The organism is Vallitalea pronyensis (genome assembly GCF_018141445.1).
Lineage (GTDB): Bacteria > Bacillota > Clostridia > Lachnospirales > Vallitaleaceae > Vallitalea > Vallitalea pronyensis.
The window spans coordinates 1,543,486-1,568,470 of record NZ_CP058649.1 but is presented as its reverse complement, the minus strand read 5'-3'; the positions used below and the strand labels follow the sequence as shown (position 1 = coordinate 1,568,470).

Below are 24,985 nucleotides of genomic sequence, written 5' to 3'. Positions count from 1 at the left end.
TATCCCCTTTCCCTCTATCATACAAGAATAATCTAATCAGCTTTTAGAATTACATAGGTGATAATATGAAAATAAAATTAGAAAAGACACAAAATAAAAAAATAGTCATGGATATGATGCAATGCTATGAAGACAGTCCTAATTATTCGGAGTATAGCCAAATCTATGATGATGTGATAAAGGAAACGCTGGAGCATATCTCACCTGTAGGCTACTATACGGAACGGGATAATGAAGACTATATCGACAGTTCATGTGAGAAAGTTATTTTTTGTATCGTTTCACTTGGCTGTTATTTAGATGAAAAAGTTAAAGAATACTTTGCTGATAACGACTTTTTAAAAGGCATGATGTTAAATACCATTGGCGATCAGATGCTGTTCGACAACAGTAGTTCACTTTATAACCGGCTTAAAAAAGAATATACCCGTCAAGGTATCCATCTCACATCAAGGGTTGAACCGGGTACATGCGAAATAGATATTAAATTTCAAAAACATATTTTAGATGTTATCAACGAAGAAGAAAACACGGACATTGACTTGACATCTGGCTATATGTTTTCCCCTGGAAAAACCCTCTCCTTTTACTATGGTGCCTCTGCTAATATAGAACCAAGCCTCATTGACCATGATTGTCGCAAGTGCAGCAATACCACCTGTGCTTTTAGGAAGATCACCTTAACCATTAGACAGGGTCAAGAAGTGCATGAGCTGCAAGTAAAAAAAGGTGTGAATCTATTGAACATATTACGCACGCATGAGTTCCCTATTGATGCTTATTGTAGTGGAAAAAAATCATGTGGAAAATGCAAAGTAAAGCTTTTAAGTGAACCTATGCCTTTATCCGATGAGGAGAAAAAATTATTAACGGATCAAGACATGGCACAAGGTATTATACTGGCATGTTTTCACCACCTATATGAAGATACCACCATTGAAATCAAGCCCAAAAAAACAGCATCCAAGATTCAAAGTGATTATCATATCAACGCTACAGCTCAACCCAAATATACCTTATTAAACGTTCCTGGCATAACTGAAAGTGCTGATAACAATAAAAGTGCAACAGCATTAATCAACGCATGTTTACAGCATCCTTATGACTACACATTACATGGCTTAAAAGATCTTTCTCATATTAAAAACTTAAAAAAAGATATGCAACTGTTATGTCGAGATAATCAAACCATTTTAAGGGTTCATGATGAAACCATCCGTGCTTATGGCGTAGGTATTGATATTGGTACAACAACTGTTGTGATAACCCTTATTGATTTGATTCATCATCAAGAGATCGGTATCTATAAGCATGTTAATCCACAAGCCCCCTATGGTGCAGATGTTATCAGTCGTATCAATTATGCTGTCAAAGACCCAGAGTCTATTCAAACATCATTAATACGTAAAGAAATAAGTTCAGGTATCCATACATTATTAGAAAAGCACCATATAGCATCAGAAGACATTGTTGATATAACCATCAGTGGTAATACCACCATGCAGTATTTATTAATGGGTCTTAATCCCTATAAACTCTCTATAAGCCCTTTTACAACCATGGATTTATCCTTACAACAATATCACACAAAAGAACTCTTTGAGGATAAAGACCTTGATTGTCAAGTCACCTTATTACCTGGTATATCCGCTTATATTGGTTCAGATATTACATCGGGTTTTTATTACAGTGACTTACTTCATCAAAAAGGTAATGTTCTTTTTATTGATATCGGTACCAACGGTGAAATTGCCTTAAAAACAGACCATAAGATTCTGTGCGCTGCAACAGCTGCAGGTCCTGCTTTTGAAGGCGCAAATATTAAGTGTGGTATGGGCAGCATTGAGGGTGCCATATGCTCCATCACATCTGATAACGATACCCTATCTTATGATGTGATTGGTCATAGCTCCCCCAAAGGCATATGCGGTTCAGCCCTTGTGGATATCACTGCGGAATTACTGAATAACAACCACTTGGATACAACAGGTAAATTAGTCGATAGCGATAAGTTCGTGATCTATAAAGATCATGATACAGAAATAGCCCTATATCAAGAAGATATACGGCAATTACAGCTTGCCAAATCTGCTGTAGCCGCAGGAGTCAGTGTCCTTGTTAAAGAAGCAGGTCTTACTTTTGACCAGATTGATACACTGCTATTAGCTGGAGGCTTTGGCAGTAATCTCAATGTAGCCAATGCTGTAACCATCGGTCTCATTCAGAAGGAATTAATAGATAAAACTCGAGTCATTGGAAACAGCTCACTAGGCGGCAGTGTGAACTACATGATTGAACAGAACAGCGACGATATATTTGATGTCATTGCTTCAAAATGCCATTATATTGAATTATCAACAAACATGGTATTTAACGAAGAATACATCATGAATATGTACTTTTAAACACCTATTAGTACAAAGCGACTCAATTATAAGGGGCTAATCTACCAAACATTCTATACGATGTTTTGTTGATTAGCCCCTTTTCTTTTAAACTGACTATGAAACCATTCAGCCTATTAACTGTTATCTCAATACAAACTAAAAAATAAATTCAACTTGGGATAAACGTCTATAAATTTCGTCAATAACTTTCTTCTCTTCATCTTCTCCATTGGCAAGGAACGTCACTGAAAACCTTACAAAAGCCCCTGCATCATCCCAAGGCACTGTGGAAATTAACTGTTCACGAATGAGATACTGTGAAAAATCTTCAGCAGTCTCAAAAGTAATACCACCTTTAACACCTTTCGGAATCTTCACATACAGATAAAATGAGCCCTTTGGCTTCTTCGCCTTGAATCCAAGCTTATTCAGTACCTCCACAAGCATATCATGCTTTCTTGAATACTTCGTAGCTGTAGCCTCTGTAATCTCTGTATGCTGTAACGCGTAAATACACGCTTTTTGAATGGCTTTGAACTGACCTGAATCATTATTATCTTTTACTGCTGCAAAGGCACTAACAACCTTCTCGTTACCCACAACAAAAGCCATACGCCATCCTGTCATGTTATAAGCTTTCGATAATGAGTGAATCTCTACACCAACCTCTTTTGCCCCTTCAATACTTAAGAAGCTCAAAGGCTGATACCCATCAAAGGTTAAAGCTGCATAAGCTGCATCATGAACAACCACCAGCTGGTGCTTCTTCGCCAATTGAACAACCTTCTCAAAAAATGGAATCGTAGCCACAGCACCCGTAGGATTATTAGGATAATTTAAGTACAATAACTTGGCACGGTCTAAGATGTCCTCAGGAATAGCATCAAGATCCGGTAAGAAATTATTCTCCTCTAACAACGGCATGTTATATGCTTCGCCACCAAGCCATTTGGTCATAGTACCCATTATGGGATAACCTGGAACCGTCATTAAAGTCACATCACCCGGATTAATAAATGCCTGTGCCATCATCGCAAGAGCTGGCTTGGAACCAATAGCGTGGTTCACTTCTCTAACACCATCAATACCCTTGACACCATATACACTCTCCATGTACTTGGCAGCAGCCACCTTAAACTCTGGCACACCGTTATCTGCATAATTACGATTCTCCCACTTAGCCGCTTCCTCTGCTAACGTACGAACAATCCCTCTATCCGCCATAGCATCCGGCTCTCCAACACCCATATCAATAATCTCCATATCCGGATGTGCCTCAACAGCCGCAGCCTTCGCTCGCTTAATCTTCTCAAACTTATAAATCACCGTACTCTTCCCAAACTGATTCCCACCAATTCGCTCAGCAATCAATTCCTGAATATATGTCTCCATTCCTTTATCCTCCTTATTTTATGTCATCATCTATATCTTCAATAATGATATCCATTATCAAATCTCACTATCACACTCAACTATAGCACATCAATCTCATAAAATCCACAACTAAATTTTTATTACGATATAGCATAAATTTATTATCATCATCAGCTAACCCTATTAAACTCATATAATTATCAACCACTACTATCAAGTACCAAATGTACTAACTAAGAAAACATAAAAACCATAATAGTTGCTACTTCACCACTCTACCACTAACTAACATTGTTCACTAGCCCAGTAAGTAGATAGGTATAAAAAAACAGAGAAGTTTAAAAATCGTTAGCACATCTTAGGGCGGCGATATAGCCTATGCCGTTAAAAAACTTAATTGTCTGACCACCGGGAGTTTTAAGTTTTAGGTATAGGGTATGTCGCCACCCTTAGATGTTCTTCGATTATTTAACCTGAACAGTTTTTTTATACCTATCCACTTACGAACCTCCCCACTAAACCAATTTAACCCAACATCCACTCCCCCTCAAACACCGTCACAGCAGGACCACTCATAAACACATGATTACTGGCTTCATCCCACTCAATAATCAAATCACCACCTAATAACTTAACTGTCGCCTTACGACCAACCTTCTCATTAAGCACCCCAGCAACCAACGTCGCACAAGCACCTGTACCACACGCCAAGGTCTCCCCTGACCCTCTTTCCCAAACACGCATTTTAAGGGTCTCCTGGTCAACCACTTGCACAAACTCTGCATTTACTTTCCTAGGAAACTTCTCATGAACCTCAATAATTGGACCAACCTCTTCTAATGGAAAATGATCCGTATCATCCACAAATGTAATGGCATGAGGATTCCCCATGGACACACATGTAAAGGCATAAGCAGTCCCTAACGCTTCTACAACCTCACCCACAACAGGCTCAAGTGCACTAACAACGGGAATATCTTCTGCCTTCAAAATAGGTTCGCCCATATCTACTTTTGCATATGTAACCTGACCATCTTCTACTGTCATATCCAATATTTTAACCCCTGCTAACGTATCAATGGTAATATTGGTTTGATCTGTCATCTTCTTATCATATACATACTTACCCACACAACGTATAGCATTGCCACACATCTCTGCCTCTGAACCATCTGCATTAAACATACGCATTCTAAAATCTGCTTTTTCTGAAGGAAGTATGAGTACAATACCATCGGAACCTACTCCAAAATTACGATTACTCATCCTAATGGCCAGTTCAGATGGGTCAGCTACATCTATTTCAAAACCGTTTAAATAAATATAATCATTTCCACAACCATGCATTTTTGTAAATTTCATATGAACACCTCACTTTGCACTTTTTATAAGACACTTCTTATTATATATGTAATAAAAAACCAAAGCCACAACCAAATAGTAGTTCTAATTACAAATACTATTTAAATTATACCTAAAAACCAACCAAATTTCAATAACTTTACCTCATTTAATTACAATATTTTTTGTATTCCTAATCCATGGCACTCATTTATTCACTCTTACATAGTTTATAGTAGAGCATAACTTTGAAAGGAATATCCTATGTCAAACAATAATATCGAAATAGATTCTATCTGTTATCCTGAAGATGATTATCAACCAAATGCTTTTGATGACGATTTAGGCATCGCTAATTGGCAAGATACTTTGGCGGATTCCGGTCAAGACCCCAGTAAGCACCAAGTTTGTAAGCACCACAAAAACCAATACCATGCTTGCTGCTGTAAAAAAAACTTTGCCCAAGTTCTAGACCCTAATTTATCCACAGCTTTATCTGCTGCTGGTCCTATTCCATTAGCAACAGACCATCAATCACTCTTACAAGAGGGCGGCTTTACCCTGTCTACCCATACCGTAAAAAATGACACGTTTAACTTTCCATCTGCTGGGGTTTATTTAGTTACCCTTAATGTACGCTATACGTTTCTACCACCGACTTTCATTGATCTTGGTCAATTTTATCAAGTTGTCGTTCACATAGAACCTGTCAACATTGCTAACGTCTTGCCAAAGCTTATTCGAGATACCGGTATTGTTACCAAAGGGACCATTAGTGATAGCATCACAAGCACTTTTCTTGTCAACATGACGGAATCGTCTGCTGCCATTAGACTCAACTTCGTTAACTTTAATTATAATGTTTCTTTTAACCAAACCATTGCCTTTAGTCCTATTATAACCGTTACAAAATTAAGTGATAGACCACTTACCTAGTATACGCTACATGGAAGGTAAGATGAACCACACTAAACAACGACAAATAGACAATATAAGAGGTTAAGCATATGCGCTGCCCACTCATGGTGACAGCTACCCCACTATATATAGGGGGTATTAAAAGCTTAACCTCTTATATTATTTAACACCTTATATTGATAAAAACCTAATCACATCTTTTTATATCATAAACGCTTACTAATATTTATTGAACTCTCCTGGAGCAACATCCAAGAGATTACTTCCCGGTACATTCACATAGTTTGGTGGTACAACACCATTAATGACTTGATCAACTAATGTTACCTGTTGGGTAACGGTCACTTTTTCTGAAGCTAATGGAACCACCACTTGCATGGTTGTTTCAATATTCAACCAAACACGGTGATTTAACTGGTTAATACCTGTGGAACGAAATTCACGGTCATAATTAATGGTAGCTGTGCCATAAGGCATAATCTGTACTTTTATGTATGGTCCTGTATTCGCAAAAATACTTGCACCTATTAGATTACCCGAAGGTATTGGTATACTTTCATCTGAATAACGATCCACTTCTTCAGATATTTTATGTATGACTTCTGCACAGATTTGGTTAATCCGAATGGTATCAATACCACTTGATATAATCTCGCCTTTTTCATTGTAAAAGTACTTTACCAATTCATCTGTGTCGATGTTCTTTTCTTCCAAAGTTTTTTGAACAGCATCGTTAATGGATTGGGTTGCTATGGTCTGAATCTTCATCTGTGACATGGCCACGACAATAGGTAATATTTTATCATCTAGATATTTATACGTTAACACAAATAGAAAACAACTTAGTGAAAGAAAAAGGAATACATAGGCTAGGATACGCCTCTTTCGACTTCGACAACGGGGCTTTACCCCTTTTATATTTCTTCTCATATACTACTCCTATGTCATTGAAAGGCTGTTATCACAGTCATTTCAAAATTTCTTATACTAAGTATATGATAGCCATACGGATTATGTGTCTGTCTACATGATGTTCATTCAATTATATTTCATATGATAAAGCCTTCAAAACGGCTATTTTTCAGGTTTTACGGCCATTTCTTAACGTATCATTAAAACTTCTGTCACATTATCGTATACCACCTGGTATCCAAGTTGCTCTAATTGTTTCAACCCCCTTATAAACGGCGGGTTACGGCGGTATTGCTAATATATGAATAACATTAAATAATTATTAAATTTATACCAAATTGCCTGAATCCCTTTCTATATAGCCTTACATTTGATATAATAGCTTCTGTACAAAGGAGGCAAATTATGAATTTTAGTAAGGAATCAAACAAAAAAAAGCAGAAGTCCCTTGATTCTAAAAAGAACAAGGCATCCAAAACCGTCAGTACATCATTTGTAAAAATTTTGGCTTTTGCATTTTTACTCTTTATCATCGTCGGTGTTTGTGCAGGCATAGGTTTTGTGAAGTCCATCATTGACGCAGCCCCAGCAATCAGTGTGGATGACATTGTTCCAGAAGGTTATGCATCTTTTGTTTATGATCAAAATGGTAATGAAATTGCCAAATTATATGGAACAGACGCAAACCGTATACCTAAAGAGCTTGATGAAATACCTAAATATCTTCAAGATTCATTTATTGTTATTGAAGATGAACGCTTCTGGCAACATAACGGTATTGATTTAAAAGGTATCTTTAGAGCCATTTTCACCAATTTAAAAGAAAAACGTTTGAGCGAAGGTGCGAGTACGATTACTCAGCAGCTTATTAAAAATAATGTATTAACCAACGCAGAAACTTTTGAACGTAAGATACAAGAACAGTATTTGGCTATGGAAATAGAAAAGAAATCCTCTAAAGAACAGATACTGGAAAATTACTTAAATACCGTAGCATTAGGCCGAGGTACCAATGGTGTACAATCTGCAGCCAATAAGTACTTCAATAAGGACGTTAGTGAACTCACCATTGCAGAATCAGCTGTACTTGCAGCCATTACCCAGCGACCTACTTATTATGACCCTGTGATTAACCCAGAAAATAACAAAGTACGTCAATCCATTATTCTTCAAAAGTTATTGGATTATGAAAACATCACACAAGCAGAATATGATGCTGCCACGAAAGAAGATGTGTATAATAACATACAAATTGTAAAAAATAACATGCCTTCTAGTTCTACTCAGTCCTATTATGTGGATGAGGTCTATAAAAGAGTCAAAGAAGACCTTATGATTCAAAAGGGTATTACAGAAGCGCAAGCAGAGAACCAAATATATCGTGGTGGACTCAGTATCTATATTAATCAAGACCTTGAAATGCAGAAAATACTTGATGAAGCTTATACCAATGAGGATAATTTCCCTAAAAAAAATGAAGATTATGGTATTCGTTTGCATTATTCTCTTTCTGTAAAAAAAGCAGAAGGTACCAAACATTACTACAAAGAAAAAGAATTTGAAACTGATCAAGAGCTTGACGCTTTTATAGAGCAGTATAAAAAAGATATGATCGGTCCTAATGATGAAGTGGTAGGAGAAAATAAGACATTAATTCCTCAGCCACAATCCGCTATGGTCATCATGGACCAATATTCCGGTGAAGTGAAAGCCATGGTCGGTGGGCGAGGCAAAAAGGAAGGGAACTTAATCCTTAATCGAGCTACTGATTCACCTAGACAGCCTGGTTCAACCTTCAAAGTACTTGCAGCTTATCTTCCTGCTATTGATACAGCAGGCTATACCCTTGCAACCGTACTGGATGATGTACCCACTAAATTCCCCGGACAGAATAAAATCTGGCCCAAGAACTATTATAAGCAATTCAAAGGTTTATCAACGGTTCGTGAAGGTATTGTCCATTCCATGAACATTATTACCGTTAAAACCTTACATGACATAGGACCACAAACAGGCTATGACTACTTAATAAAACTTGGTTTTACAACACTTGCTGACCGTGAAGAAAATAATGGTCAGATTTATTCAGATAAAGTTTTACCTTTGGCTCTAGGTGGTATTACACATGGTGTAACTGTGCTTGAATTAACAGCTGCTTATGCGGCAATTGCTAACAATGGTGAATACATCGAGCCAACATTCTATACCAAAGTTTTAAATCATGATAATAAGATTATTTTAGAAAAACAGCCTGCTAGACGACAAGTCATGAAAGAAACAACGGCGTTTCTTCTAACAGATGCTTTAGTGGATGCTGTTGTAAGGGGTACAGGTAGAAAAGTGAATTTTAAAACCCAACCCATTGCAGGCAAAACAGGCACCACATCTGATGATAAGGATATCCTCTTTGCAGGCTATACCCCTTACTATACGGCTGTCGTATGGCAAGGTTTCGATTATGCTAAAACATTAGATTCCTATGCAGGCTATCATAAAACAATGTGGCGTTACGTCATGGAACGTGTTCACAAGGATTTACCGAGAAAAGAGTTTACTAGACCTTCAGGCATTGTAACTGAAACGATTTGTACAGAATCTGGTCTGAAAGCCGTTGAAGGGTTATGTGATTTAGACCCAAGAAAGGGTACTGTTCGTACAGAATACTTTGCAAAAGGGACTGTGCCTAAAGAGGAATGTACAACTCATTATAAAGTAACCATGTGTAAAGTATCTGGCTTACCTGCTTCTGAGTATTGTCCGGAAGAAGATAAAGTTGATCAAGTATTCATACAGCGTGACCCAGCTGTTGTCATCTGGGATCCTAATAACCCTCCTGACATTGCAGACCTTGGCTATGAAATGAAGCCAACCATGATTGGTGAAATCTGTCATATTCATGGACCTGTTATTGAACCACCTATTAATCCTCTTCCTCAAGATTTAATTGATGATGGTAATGAAGGTAATACCCCGCCAGACAATACAGATCCACAACCCTTTAATCCTTTAGAGCCAAATGATCCAGTAAGTGTCAATGAACCTGAAAATGATGACGATGAAGAAGATGATTAAATGATTACACACGGTGAGTAATTATACCAAAAAGATAATGAAATGGTCTATCTTCAAAATTTCATTGAGTTGTTTTAAAACTTAATACAATATAAGTGGTTGTTAGCCATAACAACCTAGCAAAAGGGAGCAAAATTAGTTTTGCTCCCTTTTCGTATCCATATTTTTTAAATCACCAAGTAAAATCATATGTTCGTTTTTTAAAGATTGATTGTGTATGATACCCTGTTTTCCAACTATAAAATCCCTCTACCGTCTTATCTGCAAATTTTTCTTCTTGTTTTCCCACTCACATTGCTCCACCTTATGACAACTATAGCAAGTTCTGGACATCTTATCTCCTCGATACAAATAGCCTGCTAAATTTTTATGTTCCTTAACTGAAGGGTTACAATGGGATAAAATGGCTTCTTGGATACATGCTATCTCTTCTTCGTTAAATTGACACGCCTGTAGAATAGGTACACATATGGCTCCACCCGCTTTATCATGAGGTACCTCTTCTTCATATTCCATGTGCCTGCCAATATCATGTAGTAATGCTGCTGCATAGATATATTCTTTGTTAATGGCTACATCCTCTTCAAGTGTCAAAATATAAGTAATCCTTGCCACATCTAGAAAATGGGTCAAATCATGTTTACAATGGCTCCTGTCTTTTTCCCATGCTGCAATCTTATCATAACATTGCTTATATGTAGGATTCTGTAATATTAAGTTAATTCGCCCTGTCATGTCAATCACTCTCCATCTCATTCATTCATTAAGACACATTCATTTTGTATATGCTGACTTATTCTTATGACGTCACCTGTGTAACATCATCTTATTAATGATTCATGCATAAATTTCGTACTCACCTCTTTCTAGTATACTGAAAAATACAGGAAAGAAAAGTCCTAAATGAAAAAAATCTGGTCAAAGAATGAATCCCAGACAACGGATGAATTCTTGAATAATACAATCTAAAAAATGCCATCCTTTTACTATACAGGAAAAATCATCTTATGTTGTTGAAGGAGCGCCCGTTTATGAACTATGGTCATGATTCTAATCACAAAAAAGAAAAGAATTTGGATTCAAAATCCACTAAAGTAAAAAAGTCAATCAGTACATCGTTTATACGTATTGTTATCCTAACCCTTCTTTTCACCCTTGGGCTTATGGTGTGTGCGGGTATTGGGCTTACCATGGCTATTATTGATTCTGCTCCTACGATTGACTATGAAAAAGATTTTTTACCAGAAGGCTATACAACCTTTGTTTATAACCAACGTGGTGATGAAATAGCTAAACTGCATGGAGCAGATGCCAATCGTATCTATGCACCAATTGATACGATGCCCCTCCACCTCCAAAATGCTTTTGTTGCCATTGAAGATGAGCGCTTTTACGAACATGGCGGCATTGATATGAAAGGTATTTTTCGAGCCATTATTAGCAACATAAAAAACAAAGACTTAACGGGGGAAGGTGCCAGCACCATCACCCAACAAGTTATTAAGAACAATGTACTTAACAATGACCAAAATTTTAAGCGTAAGATTCAAGAACAATATCTAGCAATAAAACTGGAACAACATGTGGACAAAGACACCATCTTAGAATCTTATCTCAACACGGTAGCATTAGGGCGGGGCACTAACGGTGTACAAGCTGCAACTCATCGTTATTTCAATAAAGATGTATCGGAGTTGACCTTAGCAGAATCCGCTGTATTAGCGAGTATTACCCAATACCCTGTAAGGTATGATCCTATTTCCAACCCTGAACATAATAGAGAAAGACAGGTACTTGTTTTATCAAAGATGTTAGAACAAGGGCTCATTACGAAAGAAGCGTATGATGCTGCATACGCAGAAGATGTCTATGCCAATATTCAAGCGGTATCGGATAACCATACCAGCCAATCTAAATACTCCTATTTTGTCGATGAAGTCATCGTTGGTGTAAAAAATGATTTGGTAGAACAACACGGTTATACCTCAGAAGAGGCCTATGACCTCTTGTACCGAGGCGGATTAAGCATCTATATTACACAAGATGTGCATATGCAAGAAATCGTGGATCAAGCCTTCCTAGATGAAAGTAATTACCCGCCAGCTCACGAGGATTATTCTGTGAAAGTGATGTATAGCTTATCTGTGAATAAAAAAGATATCGGAACCAAACATTATTATAAAGAAAAAGAGTTTGATACTAATCAACAAGCAGATGCTTATGTTGAAGAACTGAAGAAAACGTGGGTTGAAGAAGGTGACGAGATACTTGAAGAATCTAAGATTCTTGTTCCCCAACCCCAAGCAGCCATGGTTATACTGGATCATCATACGGGCCATGTAAAAGCCATTGCGGGAGGTCGTGGGGAAAAATGGGGCAATCAGCTTCTAAACCGAGCAACCCAAACCGCAAGGCATCCTGGTTCTACTTTTAAAATATTAGCAGCTTATCTGCCTGCTCTTGATACAGGCCGCTATACATTAGCAACTATCCAAGATGATGTACCCTTTTCTTATGCACCCTCCCCTAATAGTGAGCCTTGGACAGTGCATAACTGGTATGACAGCAGTAAATATAAATATAATTATAAAGGGTTATCCACCGTAAGAGATGGTATTACATGGTCCATGAATATACATGCTGTTAAAACCTTATTGGATGTTGGTGTGGATACAAGCTTTGATTATCTAAAAAAATTAGGGTTTACCACCTTAGTTGAACGCGAAGTCATAAATGGAAAAATCTACACGGACAAAACACCTTCATTAGCTCTAGGAGGTGTAACCAAAGGTGTTAATCTCTTAGAATTGACAGCCGCTTATGGTGCCATAGCCAATAACGGCACGTATATTAAACCCATATTCTACACAAAAGTCTTAGATCATGATGGGTCTATCCTAATAGAACATACACAACCAGAAACAAGGCAAGTCATGAAAGAAACAACTGCCTTCTTGCTTACAGATGCCATGACAGATGTTATCAAAAAAGGTACTGCAACCATTGCAAAATTTAAAAATGTCAGCATGCCCATTGCCGGTAAAACGGGTACCTCAACCCTAAAGAAAGACCTAGTCTTCTCAGGGTATACCCCTTATTATACAGCTTGTATATGGATGGGCTATGATACACCAAAAGGACAAGTGTACAATCGCAGTTATCATAAACTGCTATGGCGTATAATCATGGAGGAAATCCATAAAGGACTTCCCCGTAAAGAATTTGAACGACCTGCTGGTATTATACGTGCATCCATATGCAGTGAATCCGGTAAGTTAGCTGTTACGGGTTTATGTAATCGTGACCCCAGAGGTTCTACCATACGTCAAGAATACTTTGTAAAAGGCACCGTACCCACTGAAACATGTGATGTCCATATAAAACACACCATGTGTTCAGCTTCAGGACTCTTTGCCAATAAATATTGTCCTGCATCGGATAAATACACCAAAGTCTATATCAAACGACCAGATCCTCTTGTACCATCTACTTGGGACCCACGTAAGCCACCAAGAATACAAGATCGCAGATATGAGCTTCCCTATAGTATGACAGGCGAGTATTGTCATATCCATGGTCCTCAAGTAGCCAAACCCGACATTAAATTACCAACAGACTTCTATGAGGAAGCTTTAGAAAAGAATGAAGACCATTATTTTATCCCATCTGAGGATAAAGAACCGGATGACAATGTTATACCACCTTATCTGAATAATGATTATTATTCACCACCACCATTTATATATAATGAATAGTCATTAAGACGACAAAAAATAGGGCTATTCTATCAAGTAACTTAAGGAAACTGTATCTTGATAGAATAGCCCTTATTTAGATGGTTAACCCACTATCAGTAAGGATAACTAAACTTGCTACAAGCTATAATATACCCTAATAACTTTGGCAACAACATCTTGCAGCAAGGTGTATTAAACTGCTTTTTGTGTGGTTTAACCCTAGGTTTCTTACTTTGTATCTTTTGGATTAAATAAAATAGCAGCCAGATATCCGAATATTAATGCGGCAGTAATACCTCCTGCCGTTGCTGTTAACCCACCGGTAAAAACACCTAGAAAACCTGCCGTTTTCACTTCTTCCATGACACCAACACCTAGAGCATAACCAAATCCAATAAGGGGTACCGTTGCTCCTGCTCCACCCCAATCCACTATATATTCATACAAACCAAGACCTGTAAGGAAAGTACCTACGGATACGTAGATGACTAATATCCTTGCTGGTTTAAGTTTTGTTTTATCCATGAGTATCTGACCAATGACACAGATAATACCACCCGTCACAAAGACTTTTATATAATCCATCATATTATCCCTTCTTTCCTAACCCTTGTCCGTTTTCAATGGCAACTGCATGGGCGATACCAGGTATGGTTTCTCCTTGAAAATTACTGATAGGGCTTAATAAAGCACCTGTTGGTACAAATAATATTCGATTAAACGTACCCTTTGCCATTTCTTTTAGAATATAACCTGTTAACGTAACGGCTGAACAACCACACCCACTGCCACCAGCATGGGTATCTTGTTTCTTATGGTCAAATATTTCCACACCACAATCTGTATAGTTCCTAGATAAATCATAACCTTCTTTTTGGACTAAATCTTGTATTAAGACCTTACCAACACTACCTAAATCCCCTGTAGCAATGAGGTCATAATCCGTTGCTGTTCGACCTGTATCTTTAAAATGCGTAATAATGGTATCTGCTGCTGCGGGTGCCATGGCAGCACCCATGTTCATTTCGTCTTTTATACCTAAATCAATAATTTTACCTGGTGTTACATGGGTAACCCTAGGACCTGTGCCTGTTTGACCTAATACAACTGCTCCACTACCCGTTACGGTCCATGTGGCTGTTAAAGGTCTCTGGTTACCTAACTCTAATGGGAAACGAAATTGTTTCTCAGCGCCACAGAAATGACTGGATGTAGCTGCTAAAGCATAATTCGCATAACCGGCCTCAACTGCCATGGACGCTAATATTAAAGACTCGCCCATAGTAGAGCATGCACCATAAAGACCAAAAAAAGCTCTGTTCATATCCCGAATAGCAAAGGTACTCGCCGTTAACTGATTGAGTAAATCACCTGCAAAAAGATAACGTATATCTTGCTTTGTTATTTTGGCATTATCAATGGCTAACTGAATAGCTGTTTTTAGGATTTTACTTTCTGCTTTTTCCCAAGTTTCCTCTCCCCACAGTGAGTCTTCAAGTATTTGATCAAAATATTGCTTTAATAAGCCTTCTCCTTCTTTTGGACCAACTACATTTCCATAGCCAACGATAATCGGTGGTTTTGTAAAGCCAATGGTTTGTTCGCCCAGTTGACTACCCATATACTTCATCCTTTCTTACCAAGTTCTTATGTTATAATGCGCAAACTATTCATGTTTATCTGTCAATTCAAGTTAGACTACCAAATAATAACTTATCAACCATCTATTTTTTCAACATCGTATTATGTCTATTTGTATACATCATTATACCCCTACCATAAAATAGATAAGACCAACAATAACCGACGATAGAACACCGTATAATATAACCGGTCCTGCAATGGTAAAAATCTTAGCCCCTACACCAAATACATACCCTTCTTTTTTGTACTCTATAGCGGGTGAAACCACAGAATTGGCGAAACCTGTGATAGGGACAACAGAACCTGCTCCTGCCTTTTTACCAATACTGTCATAGAGATCAAGACCTGTTAATAAAGCACCTAGAAAAACTAATATAATACTGGTAAAAGTAGCAGCTGTATCTTTTGATAAGCCAGCATTATACATCAACACATCATTGATGACTTGACCGATACAGCAAATAAGTCCCCCAACACCAAAAGCCCATAAACAATTTTTAAATAAATTAGGTTTGGGTGATGTTTGGTCCACTAACTTTTGATACGCTTTTTTTTGTTCATTGATATTTGGCATTTCCTCTATCTCCTCTCATAATATATCCTTTTATTTTTTCAGGGAATAAAACCCCGGAATGATAAAATATAATAAAGACCCTGTTAACTTACCAATAGCTAATGCAACAATAAAATAGGCCATACCTACTTTTAGGCTTAAACGCCTTGTAATAATGGGTATAACATCAAGTATCTCAGCAAGTGATACTGCTAAACAACCAATAAAGATACCTGCGAAAAAACCATATAGAGCAGCAAAAAAATGACCTAACATAACCCGAAGCCCCGAAACCATAATAATGGTTCCAAAAACACCGCCTAACATAATAGCGTCTTCATAAATGGAAATGCAGTCTTGCGTTTGTGTCTTTTGCGCGAGACGAGGTACAATACCAATAATGGCTATGAATGCAAAAACACCTCCAGAAACAATGACACCTCCACCAAACCCCATAATGATTAATATAATATAGCCTAAGTACCCCATTACTGCTCCCTTTCTTGGTTAAGATTTTGAATGATACAATCATCGACATCTCTTTCATATAGTCGCATCTCTACTTCAATAGGTGTTGGATCATCTGTTAACCGTTTTGATGAAAAATGATTAAAGAAAACAATGATACCAGTAGCTATACCGATTGAATAAGGTATCTCAATAATAATTGGATTAAGGTTTTCATGTCCTAAGAATAAACTATAGAGTCGTACAAAAACATCAGGAACGGCTGCATCAGTATGAAATGTCATAATAGCAATACCACCACCAGTAAATAAAATCAGACAGACGAATGCAACCTTCACCACTTTAATCAAAAGCTTATGTTTGGATTCTTTTTTAAAGGGACTGTAGGAAATAATCGTCTCCTCTTCACCCACATTATGAATGGCTGCATCAGGAAAAACCTCTTGGATCTTTTTAATGATTTGTAAAATGGACAATAAATAATTCTTTTTTTCATTCCCATTTACCTTCATTATTCTTAATTTATAGATACGATCCACAACTTCTTTTTTCCCTTCAATCTTTGCTATATCTCGTATAAGAACATCTTTTGTGCTAATAATTTGTACTTTCCTATCAGCTTTAATATAAATATGATCCATTGTCACCATCCCTTACAAGATGCGGCATAAAAAAGTTCCTTGGTACGTAATATTGGTCTCCCTCTGCATATAATAATAAGTCACTATGGATACCATAATGAGTAATAACATAAGCAAAGTAATCCATATTTTTTTATATTTCATTTTCTCCACCTCTAATTTAAAAAATAGACTATTAATATTTTTTCTATGTTTCAAGATTCCTATTCTGGTAATAATAAGAAACCATTTTTCGTATATTGATAAAACAAAAATCACAAAAAAAAATCTTTGATAAACAAAGATTTTTTTATGCTTAGGTTAATCCACAAAAGGTAAGCATGACTATAACTGCTACAAGATATCGTATGCCCCAAAACTTTGGCAACACGATACTTATAAATAAAAGTCATACACAACTAATTTTTATGGTTTAAGTTGTACTTTACGATAATTTTTCTTTTATTTGGCTGAGTATTTTTTTCTCTAGCCGGGATACTTGTACTTGTGAAATACCAATTTTCTCAGCAATTTCTGTTTGGGTCTTATCTTTATAATATCTTAGAATAATAAGTTCCATTTCTTTTGGTGATAATTGACGTATCACTTGACGAAGGGCTATCTTATCAATCATTTTCACATTTTCATCAAAATTTTTCTCTAATTTGTCAATTAAAAAGATAGGATGTCCATCTCCCTGATGGATGGTTTTGTAGAGTGATTCTACTTCTGCATTGGATTCCATTGCCATGACAATTTCTTCAACGGACGTACCTATTTCCTCAGAAATTTCATCGATGGTAGGCTCTCTGCCTAATTTTTTATTTAAGATATCTTTATGAATACGTACCCGATTGGCGATTTCTTTTAGTGAACGACTCACTTTAATCATACCATCATCACGCATGAATCTTTTAATTTCACCCATAATCATGGGTACAGCATACGTAGAAAATTTTACATCATAAGATAAATCAAATTTATCAATGGCTTTTAATAAGCCAATACTACCTATCTGGAATAAATCATCAAGATCATAACCTCTATTGGAAAATCGCTTTACGATACTCCATATTAAGCCAATGTTCTCTTCTACAATCTGTTCTCTAGCTCTCCCATTCCCTTCTTGGGATTTCTTTACTAATTCGAGTGTGTGATCCATTTTTACACCTTCTTACACATTCTCTATGCTAGCGATTTTTTTTCTCATGATGATTTTAGTCCCTACGCCTGCCGTTGTTTCTACTTCCACTTCATCCATGAAGGTTTCCATCACGGTGAAGCCCATGCCTGATCGCTCTAATTCAGGTTTTGATGTATAGAGCGGTTCTCTTGCTTTTTCAATATCGCTAATACCCTTGCCAAAATCTTTTATTTCAATGTATACCTTGTTATCTGTTATTTTACAATACATATGGACATGACCATGATATTCGTCATAACCATGAATAATGGCATTGGTTACAGCTTCTGATACGGCTGTTTTTATATCCGATAGTTCTTCTAGGGTAGGATCAAGCTGTGCCACAAAAGCAGCGATAACAACCCTAGCAAAAGATTCATTCTGTGACTTACTACTGAATTCAATGTTCATTTCATTTTCGTATTTCATTATTATCCCCCTAAACTTCATATTCCTATAGTTCATACCTGGACCTGCTCATGCAGGTTATTTTATCCGTTATATTTATTATAACATGTCCTAGGATACATCATTCAAGGCTTCTTTTACGTTTTCGTAGCGATTAATGATGCGGTATAGACCTGACATATTGAAGATCCGGTCCATCCTAGGTCCCACACTGGCTACGACAACGTTTCCCCCTCTATTTTTAATATTCTTGTACCTGCCAATGATAACACCTATACCCGAACTATCCATAAATTTTGTATGGGAGAAATCAAAAATAACGCATTTTATATTCTCTTTTACAACGATTTTATCGATTTTATTACGAATGATTTCAGCATTATGATGATCGAGTTCTTCGGATACATGGACAATTAGATTTCGTTTGATGATTTTGCAGTTCATCCCCACCATTTCTCCTCCTTATTGTAAAATTTTTACATATTCATATATTTCACCATTTATTTCCATTTTCCTTTTTATTTTCTAATCTTTTTAACAAAGATACCCCAGATGTTAATTTTCTACTGGAAAAACCCACTGAAAGAACCATGGTGCAATCACAATCACCCATAAACCAAGGATAAAATAGGTTAGAAATGTACCCATTAAACTTGTAGACAGTAGATCAATTAACATGGACTTTAACAGTATAAGCATATTAATGCCAAATAAGTATTTAATCAATTGCTGCCATAATTTGCCTTGAGGATTATAATGAATATATGTGGACTCAATCATGTAGCCCATAATAAAACTGATTAAGACACCTGCGGTTTTATAGAAACTCTCTGTTCTAAAAATAAACATACCAATGATAGCAGGTATTGCAAACAAATATAAGATGTTTTTTTTACCGGATTCAAACATATAATTCATTATTCTATTGACAACTAGCACCCAAATAACACCTATGATAATACCTGCAATACAATCTATTAAACGATGTACTCCTAGATATAGGCGTGAAACCAGAACCAGAAAAATCATGATTGATCCTACAATAGTAAACCATTTTCTTCTGCAATAGAGCATCATGGAAGTAAAGAGTGATGTGGCCCTCTGAACATGACCGCTGGGGAAGGAAAACCCCTGAGCTGTTTCTAACCTGAGGGAACGTATGCCTGGTTCCCCAACAGGTCGAGGTATTCTAATGATCTCTTTTAAATAGACATTAAGCATAACGTTGGTAATATAAGCAAACCCAAGTTTATAACCCATTTCTTTATTCACACACCAAAAAAATAGCGTCATGACAAGGAAGAAAAACGTATCTTCTCCCATCATCGTAACCAGCTGAAAAAACTCATCTAAAAATGGATTAGAAAATGATTGAATAAATTTAATAAGTTCCATATGTAACAACACCCTTTCCTCTCATTACCGCATATAAATAGCATTAATTTTATGATGTCATCCTATTGGGGCATAAGCCAACGACTTAAGAACCTGCATAGAGACTTTTTGTATACTATATATATATAATAATATGAGAAAAACATGTATTATACTTATCAATTACCCAAAAAAGCTGTCTCATCATACATGACGTTACAGCCCTATGTCAAATTATCATCTGCCTTCCCACTTCACACATTTTTCCGATGGTTCATGACATGTGCAGCAAGATAAGCAATAATAGATGTCTAAGCAAAATTTACCAGTGCATATGGTATGATTGGAACCAATGGCAATAAGCTCTACTCTTTCCATACAAGACACAGACATAACCCGCTCTTTATAAGGTAATACCATCATGGTTACTTGTTCTGGGTCACCTTTTCGAGTAATGGTAATTTCCATTGCACAATCAGATGTATTCACAACTTTAATGTTACCTGATGGATCGATACCAATAGCTCGCCATAATACCTGTGAGCCGGTATTGGCTTCTTGATGTATAGCGCCCTTGATCACATCTTTAATTAAATTCGATTGACATTCTGTTTTTTTATAGACCATGGTGATGCCTCTTCATTCTCCGTACTTACTATACCATATTCATATGGTTTGTATTAAGATACTCCTTTACTTAAATTATTACTTCAACAAATGTTCCTACCATTAGTTAGATAATGCATAATTGCAGCGCCATCATTGTGGACCAAATGACGCGTATTACAAAGCATATTATATAAATAGATACGATAGTATTCATTGTAACATTAGAACCTGATGATATATTGCTGAAAGGGCTGAGTCACAAGATAATCCAAATATCTGTTTGTGTTTATCGAATCTATTTATAATCCTGTTTTGCCCTTTTATCTAGAAACCCTTTCTATAATGCTATGATCTATACATGTGTAACCCCTTACACGATAGCTTGTCTACTTAATGCCAAAACCCTTGGTGAAAAGCAAGCCACCATACAAACTCACTATCCCAAAAGCTTTTCTTATCGGTCTTAACAACTTTTTCTAATTTGGGTTTTCTCTTAAAGCACATCTTTATCTCCCCCTTTCCGTACTTTCCTCAGCTTGTCCCCAACCCCTTCTCTGTCTTATTAGGGTTTCTAATATACTATATGTATGAAAAAACTATGTGTTACAACTTGGCCATTTTTATGTCAGACAATTCAACGAGTCAAAGCTCTGCTATCGGTGTCTCCCTAGCTCCATAATCCCTTGTAACATGGTCGCTTGGAATATGTACTACCCCTACGTATGGGATCCATTAATCTTTACGCATTAAAAAAGCCTATTGTACATTTCTGTACAATAGGCTTTCATTTATAGGATTGAACACTTAATTGCTTTGTAGTTGATTGAGGAAAAACTGCGCATCCTTTTTATACTTAGAGTCTGGATAATTGGTTAACATTTTATTGTAGTAATCAATGGCTTGTTGGTTTTCTCCTAAGTAACCATAGCTTCTTGCAATAAAATACATCACCTTATCATCAATATCCGAATGACTGCCAAATCGATGGGCTGCTTGAAGTTGCACCAAAGCTTCTTCAAAATAACTGTTATTTCTGGTTCGCTTTCCAGTACTATAGAGCTTATAGCCTTCATTATAGCCCTTTACAGCAACTTTGGGATAGGTTTCTGATACGAGTTTTTGATAAAGTTCTTTGGTTGCTGTGGATGTTAAGTCATTGGTATTAATCTGAATAAGTTCATTGGCTGAAGCTAACAAATCATTCCCCAAGTAATAAGCCGTAGCTTTTTGAAGATAGTCCACAGCATCATAGAAAACATCTTTTTCTTGTAAGGATGCGATAAGTGCTGTTTTCTCATCCACATCTTTCTTAAGTTGTCCATTTTCATTGGTTAATGTGCCCACTTGCTCTTCATATTCGGTTTCACTGGAGGCAATAAGTTTCTTTAAATCATCAATCTCTTTGGTTTTTCCCTTAACCTGACCAGGATTAATTAAAAATATAGCAACAGCTAATCCGATAACCACGCCAAAAATGACGTAAGCAATCTGCATGATGGACGTACTCATTCTATTTTCTTTTTTTGCTGTTGGTCGGGAATAGGCAACTTCTTGTTTTTTCTTATCTGGTCTATGATGCAATGCTTCATCTGCATCTTCTTCATCTATTGTAATGGATTCATAATACTTAAGGGCCACATAATTATTCTTATCAATAGACAATACTTTTAATAAATAGCGTTTTGCTTTGCTATGACTATTCTGATGGATATAACATAGTGCCAAGAGACAGTACGCTTTTACAAAGTTAGGATTAAGACTAATGACTTTTTTAAGTTGAATAATGGCAAGGTCTTCACTCTGCTGTTGAATATAAAGAATCGCTTGGTTATATTTCTTAACCGCTGTATTTAATGTATCCAGCTTATGTTGATTATGATGAATACGTTCAATATAGCCTACAGCAATATTGTCTGTTTCCTTCATATGCTTGCTAATAACCCATTGCTGAAGTGCTGATACCACTTCTCCTAATTCAAAGTATATAAGACCTAGTAAGTTCCTTGCATCAATGTTGTTCTTATCTAATTTCAAACTACGTTTTAATATATCAATAGCGCCACTTAAATCCCTAAGTTTCGCTTTCTGTAATCCTTGGTTATACAATAGTTTTGAAGCGTTTTGTATTTTCTCATAGATGTCGATTTTCAAACCACAGTTTGTGCATACACGGTCACTATCCAATTTATTCCCACATTTTAGACATACATCTTTCATTATAATCCCACCACTTTACTTATCATCATTTTTAATTTCCCGAATCATTTCTTGTAAAATATCCGATACGTCTTTTGAATCATAGGCATATATGGACTCTTCCGCTTCTTCAATTTCTAAACATGGTTTAAACTTTTTAATTTCTTCCTCAAAATTAATCATTGTCAATCCTCCTCTTCAATTTCACCCTTGATATAACCTGCCAGATAGAGTGAGCCTATACAACACACCATAGAACCTTCTAGACTTATTTGTTTTACATAGGCTAATGCTTGGTCAATCTGTTCTATACACTGAATGTCCAAGAAACCTTCTTTTTGGAAAACATCTTTTAGTTCATCCACAGAAGCTGCTCTATCATTTTCTATCTGCGTTAAAATCACCTTATTAATATTATGACATTTTTTTAGTTCCTTAATCATGTCAGTATATGGCTTGTCTTTCATACTAGCAAATAAAATGGTCAATTCTTGGTTTTTATAGTGTGTATTTATCTCATGGGCAAACATACGCATACCTAATGCATTATGAGCCCCATCTATTAGAATATTATCTGTTAAAAATTCCATTCTACCAGGCCAAGTAAATGCAGCAAGACCTTCTATCACTTTCTCTTCTGATAATGATAAACCCCAGTCAATCAACACTTTTACTGCTGTAAGAGCTATAGATACATTAATCAATTGATAATGGGCTATCGTTCGTAAATAAACCTTTTCATACTTATAATACTTGTTATTTATGGAAAAATCAATGTTTTTCTTGTTTATTTTCAAAATATGGTACTTAAAATCACCATAACTATATAATTTTGACTTTTTTTGTCGACACACCCTTGAAACCACATCATAAACTACCTCTTTGTTATAATACAGAACAGTCGGCCGTCCCTCTTTAATGATGCCAGCCTTTTCTTGCGCGATAGCTTCTATGGTATCTCCTAATACAGCCATATGGTCCAGCCCAATAGGTGTAATAATGGTTAATACTGGCTTCTCTATTACATTGGTGGAATCAAGCCGCCCACCAACACCCGTTTCTAAAACAGCATAATCCACTTGTTCTTTTTTAAAATACAGCAACGCCATGGCTACTAAAACCTCAAAAAAAGTAGGGTGATTATGACCCTTCTCAACCATTTCTTGAATTTTCTCATAAATTTCATGAAACACTTGACAAAACATATCATCACTTATATCATCTTGATTGATTTTAAGGCGTTCATTGATTTTCATCAGATGCGGTGATGTAAAAAGTCCTGTCCGATAACCATGAGCAGTTAAAATATGGGATAACATGCTGCAAACCGATCCTTTTCCATTGGTCCCTGCAACATGAATAATTTTAAAATCTTCCTGAGGATTTCCTAATAACTCTAGTAAAACACGTATGTTATCAAGTCCAGCTTTCACAGCGAATTTCGGAATATCGAGTATATAATTAACTACCTGATTATAGTTCAAAAGTCGTTACCTCCAAGTCAATGATAAACCTCTATGTAAATGGTATCATATACGTACTGAGGTTTCAATATGTATAAGTAACTATAGGATTAAGATTTGATTAATTTAACGCATTATGTTTTTTAACATTTTGTGTTAGTGAAAAGATATGTGCTCAACAGATGGGTTGTAAAAAGCATATAGCATGTTCATATGCTCTTATTATATTTGTTGTTTTGATTTGTTTTAGTTATTGTGGTATAGTGAGGTTGTTTTTACCCAACGGATGGGTCGTAAAAGCATATAGCATGTTCATACACTCTCGTTGCATTTGTTGCCTTGATTTGTTTTAAAGGAATGGCAACAAGCTGCAAAAATCGTTATGAACATGCTATATGCTTAGTGAATTACTGCCACTTTGTAGCCATTTAAAAACCGCTTATTATGCCTGTGGAAGGATGATTAAACTTAGCTAATCGATGAAGATTATTTGTTTTCTGAGAATAGGTATAGTACCCATTATACTTCTTCCATCTTTCTCTTATAGTTCTTCTTATTAAGTATCTCTTCGTATTTCTCTAACATCTCTCTACCTTACTTTTTCACTTAACTAAACCATTCTATATGCTATATACACGGTTCTTACTCACTCGAAAGTGGCACCCAATACAATAACCCTATATCATGTTCATAACGACTTTTGCAGCTTGTTGCTCTCCTCTTAAA

At 36.4% G+C, this 24,985-nt stretch carries 21 protein-coding genes; 4 read left to right on the top strand and 17 right to left on the bottom strand.

The window, feature by feature from the left end:
* The first annotated feature begins 65 nt into the window (after nucleotides 1-65).
* Nucleotides 66-2,405: an ASKHA domain-containing protein gene (locus HZI73_RS06555; RefSeq protein ID WP_212697454.1), complete on the top strand. Its 2,340-nt coding sequence runs from the start codon at nucleotides 66-68 to the stop codon at nucleotides 2,403-2,405.
* A 138-nt stretch (nucleotides 2,406-2,543) separates the two neighbouring features.
* Here HZI73_RS06555 and HZI73_RS06550 read toward each other — a convergent pair whose 3' ends face one another.
* Both HZI73_RS06550 and dapF read right to left on the bottom strand, forming a co-directional pair.
* Nucleotides 2,544-3,779, bottom strand: coding sequence for an LL-diaminopimelate aminotransferase (locus tag HZI73_RS06550; protein ID WP_212697453.1), 1,236 nt, complete (start codon nucleotides 3,777-3,779; stop codon nucleotides 2,544-2,546).
* Nucleotides 3,780-4,286: 507 nt separating this feature from the next.
* Nucleotides 4,287-5,123 carry a diaminopimelate epimerase gene (gene dapF / locus HZI73_RS06545; protein WP_212697452.1) on the bottom strand — a complete coding sequence of 279 codons (837 nt, stop codon included), beginning with the start codon at nucleotides 5,121-5,123 and terminating at the stop codon, nucleotides 4,287-4,289.
* A 243-nt stretch (nucleotides 5,124-5,366) separates the two neighbouring features.
* Between dapF and HZI73_RS06540 the strand changes: the two genes are divergently transcribed.
* Nucleotides 5,367-6,038 (top strand): hypothetical protein, encoded by a 672-nt coding sequence (locus tag HZI73_RS06540; RefSeq protein ID WP_212697451.1) that lies wholly within the window; start codon nucleotides 5,367-5,369, stop codon nucleotides 6,036-6,038.
* Nucleotides 6,039-6,239: 201 nt separating this feature from the next.
* On the opposite strand, the gene yunB is transcribed toward HZI73_RS06540, so the two are convergent.
* Nucleotides 6,240-6,950, bottom strand: coding sequence for a sporulation protein YunB (yunB, locus tag HZI73_RS06535; protein WP_212697450.1), 711 nt, complete (start codon nucleotides 6,948-6,950; stop codon nucleotides 6,240-6,242).
* 387 nt (nucleotides 6,951-7,337) lie between these two features.
* Between yunB and HZI73_RS06530 the strand changes: the two genes are divergently transcribed.
* Nucleotides 7,338-10,004, top strand: coding sequence for a transglycosylase domain-containing protein (locus HZI73_RS06530; protein ID WP_212697449.1), 2,667 nt, complete (start codon nucleotides 7,338-7,340; stop codon nucleotides 10,002-10,004).
* 249 nt (nucleotides 10,005-10,253) lie between these two features.
* Here HZI73_RS06530 and HZI73_RS06525 read toward each other — a convergent pair whose 3' ends face one another.
* Nucleotides 10,254-10,739 (bottom strand): HD domain-containing protein, encoded by a 486-nt coding sequence (locus HZI73_RS06525; protein WP_246552374.1) that lies wholly within the window; start codon nucleotides 10,737-10,739, stop codon nucleotides 10,254-10,256.
* A 296-nt stretch (nucleotides 10,740-11,035) separates the two neighbouring features.
* Between HZI73_RS06525 and HZI73_RS06520 the strand changes: the two genes are divergently transcribed.
* Nucleotides 11,036-13,759, top strand: coding sequence for a transglycosylase domain-containing protein (locus HZI73_RS06520; RefSeq protein ID WP_212697448.1), 2,724 nt, complete (start codon nucleotides 11,036-11,038; stop codon nucleotides 13,757-13,759).
* A gap of 210 nt (nucleotides 13,760-13,969) precedes the next feature.
* Here the strand turns inward: HZI73_RS06520 and spoVAE are convergent, their stop codons facing one another.
* The 13 genes from spoVAE to HZI73_RS06455 all read right to left on the bottom strand — a co-directional run bounded on the left by spoVAE (nucleotide 13,970) and on the right by HZI73_RS06455 (nucleotide 24,280).
* The gene (spoVAE, locus tag HZI73_RS06515; protein ID WP_212697447.1) at nucleotides 13,970-14,329 is read right to left on the bottom strand and encodes a stage V sporulation protein AE; all 360 of its coding nucleotides are present in this window, start codon (nucleotides 14,327-14,329) and stop codon (nucleotides 13,970-13,972) included.
* Nucleotide 14,330: 1 nt separating this feature from the next.
* On the bottom strand, nucleotides 14,331-15,362 hold the full coding sequence (spoVAD, locus tag HZI73_RS06510; protein WP_330619695.1) for a stage V sporulation protein AD: 1,032 nt from the start codon (nucleotides 15,360-15,362) through the stop codon (nucleotides 14,331-14,333).
* Between the two features lie 144 nt (nucleotides 15,363-15,506).
* Nucleotides 15,507-15,959: a stage V sporulation protein AC gene (gene spoVAC, locus HZI73_RS06505; protein ID WP_212697445.1), complete on the bottom strand. Its 453-nt coding sequence runs from the start codon at nucleotides 15,957-15,959 to the stop codon at nucleotides 15,507-15,509.
* Between the two features lie 30 nt (nucleotides 15,960-15,989).
* A complete protein-coding gene (locus HZI73_RS06500; protein ID WP_212697444.1) occupies nucleotides 15,990-16,427 on the bottom strand; it encodes a stage V sporulation protein AB in 438 nt (145 codons plus the stop codon).
* Nucleotides 16,427-17,047, bottom strand: coding sequence for a stage V sporulation protein AA (locus HZI73_RS06495; RefSeq protein ID WP_212697443.1), 621 nt, complete (start codon nucleotides 17,045-17,047; stop codon nucleotides 16,427-16,429). The genes HZI73_RS06500 and HZI73_RS06495 overlap by 1 nt, the downstream gene beginning before the upstream one ends.
* Nucleotides 17,048-17,471: 424 nt before the next feature.
* Nucleotides 17,472-18,188 carry an RNA polymerase sporulation sigma factor SigF gene (sigF, locus tag HZI73_RS06490; RefSeq protein WP_212697442.1) on the bottom strand — a complete coding sequence of 239 codons (717 nt, stop codon included), beginning with the start codon at nucleotides 18,186-18,188 and terminating at the stop codon, nucleotides 17,472-17,474.
* Between the two features lie 12 nt (nucleotides 18,189-18,200).
* Entirely contained in the window at nucleotides 18,201-18,638 is a 438-nt protein-coding gene (gene spoIIAB / locus HZI73_RS06485; protein ID WP_212697441.1) for an anti-sigma F factor, read from the bottom strand.
* Nucleotides 18,639-18,728: 90 nt separating this feature from the next.
* Entirely contained in the window at nucleotides 18,729-19,070 is a 342-nt protein-coding gene (gene spoIIAA, locus HZI73_RS06480) for an anti-sigma F factor antagonist (RefSeq protein ID WP_246552373.1), read from the bottom strand.
* A 102-nt stretch (nucleotides 19,071-19,172) separates the two neighbouring features.
* On the bottom strand, nucleotides 19,173-20,012 hold the full coding sequence (locus HZI73_RS06475) for a phosphatase PAP2 family protein (RefSeq protein WP_212697440.1): 840 nt from the start codon (nucleotides 20,010-20,012) through the stop codon (nucleotides 19,173-19,175).
* Between the two features lie 216 nt (nucleotides 20,013-20,228).
* The gene (locus HZI73_RS06470) at nucleotides 20,229-20,618 is read right to left on the bottom strand and encodes an S-Ena type endospore appendage (protein WP_212697439.1); all 390 of its coding nucleotides are present in this window, start codon (nucleotides 20,616-20,618) and stop codon (nucleotides 20,229-20,231) included.
* A gap of 786 nt (nucleotides 20,619-21,404) precedes the next feature.
* Nucleotides 21,405-22,817: a tetratricopeptide repeat protein gene (locus HZI73_RS06465; RefSeq protein ID WP_212697438.1), complete on the bottom strand. Its 1,413-nt coding sequence runs from the start codon at nucleotides 22,815-22,817 to the stop codon at nucleotides 21,405-21,407.
* Nucleotides 22,818-22,832: 15 nt separating this feature from the next.
* Nucleotides 22,833-22,979 carry a hypothetical protein gene (locus HZI73_RS06460; RefSeq protein ID WP_212697437.1) on the bottom strand — a complete coding sequence of 49 codons (147 nt, stop codon included), beginning with the start codon at nucleotides 22,977-22,979 and terminating at the stop codon, nucleotides 22,833-22,835.
* A 2-nt stretch (nucleotides 22,980-22,981) separates the two neighbouring features.
* Nucleotides 22,982-24,280 carry a bifunctional folylpolyglutamate synthase/dihydrofolate synthase gene (locus HZI73_RS06455; RefSeq protein WP_212697436.1) on the bottom strand — a complete coding sequence of 433 codons (1,299 nt, stop codon included), beginning with the start codon at nucleotides 24,278-24,280 and terminating at the stop codon, nucleotides 22,982-22,984.
* Nucleotides 24,281-24,985 lie beyond the last annotated feature (705 nt).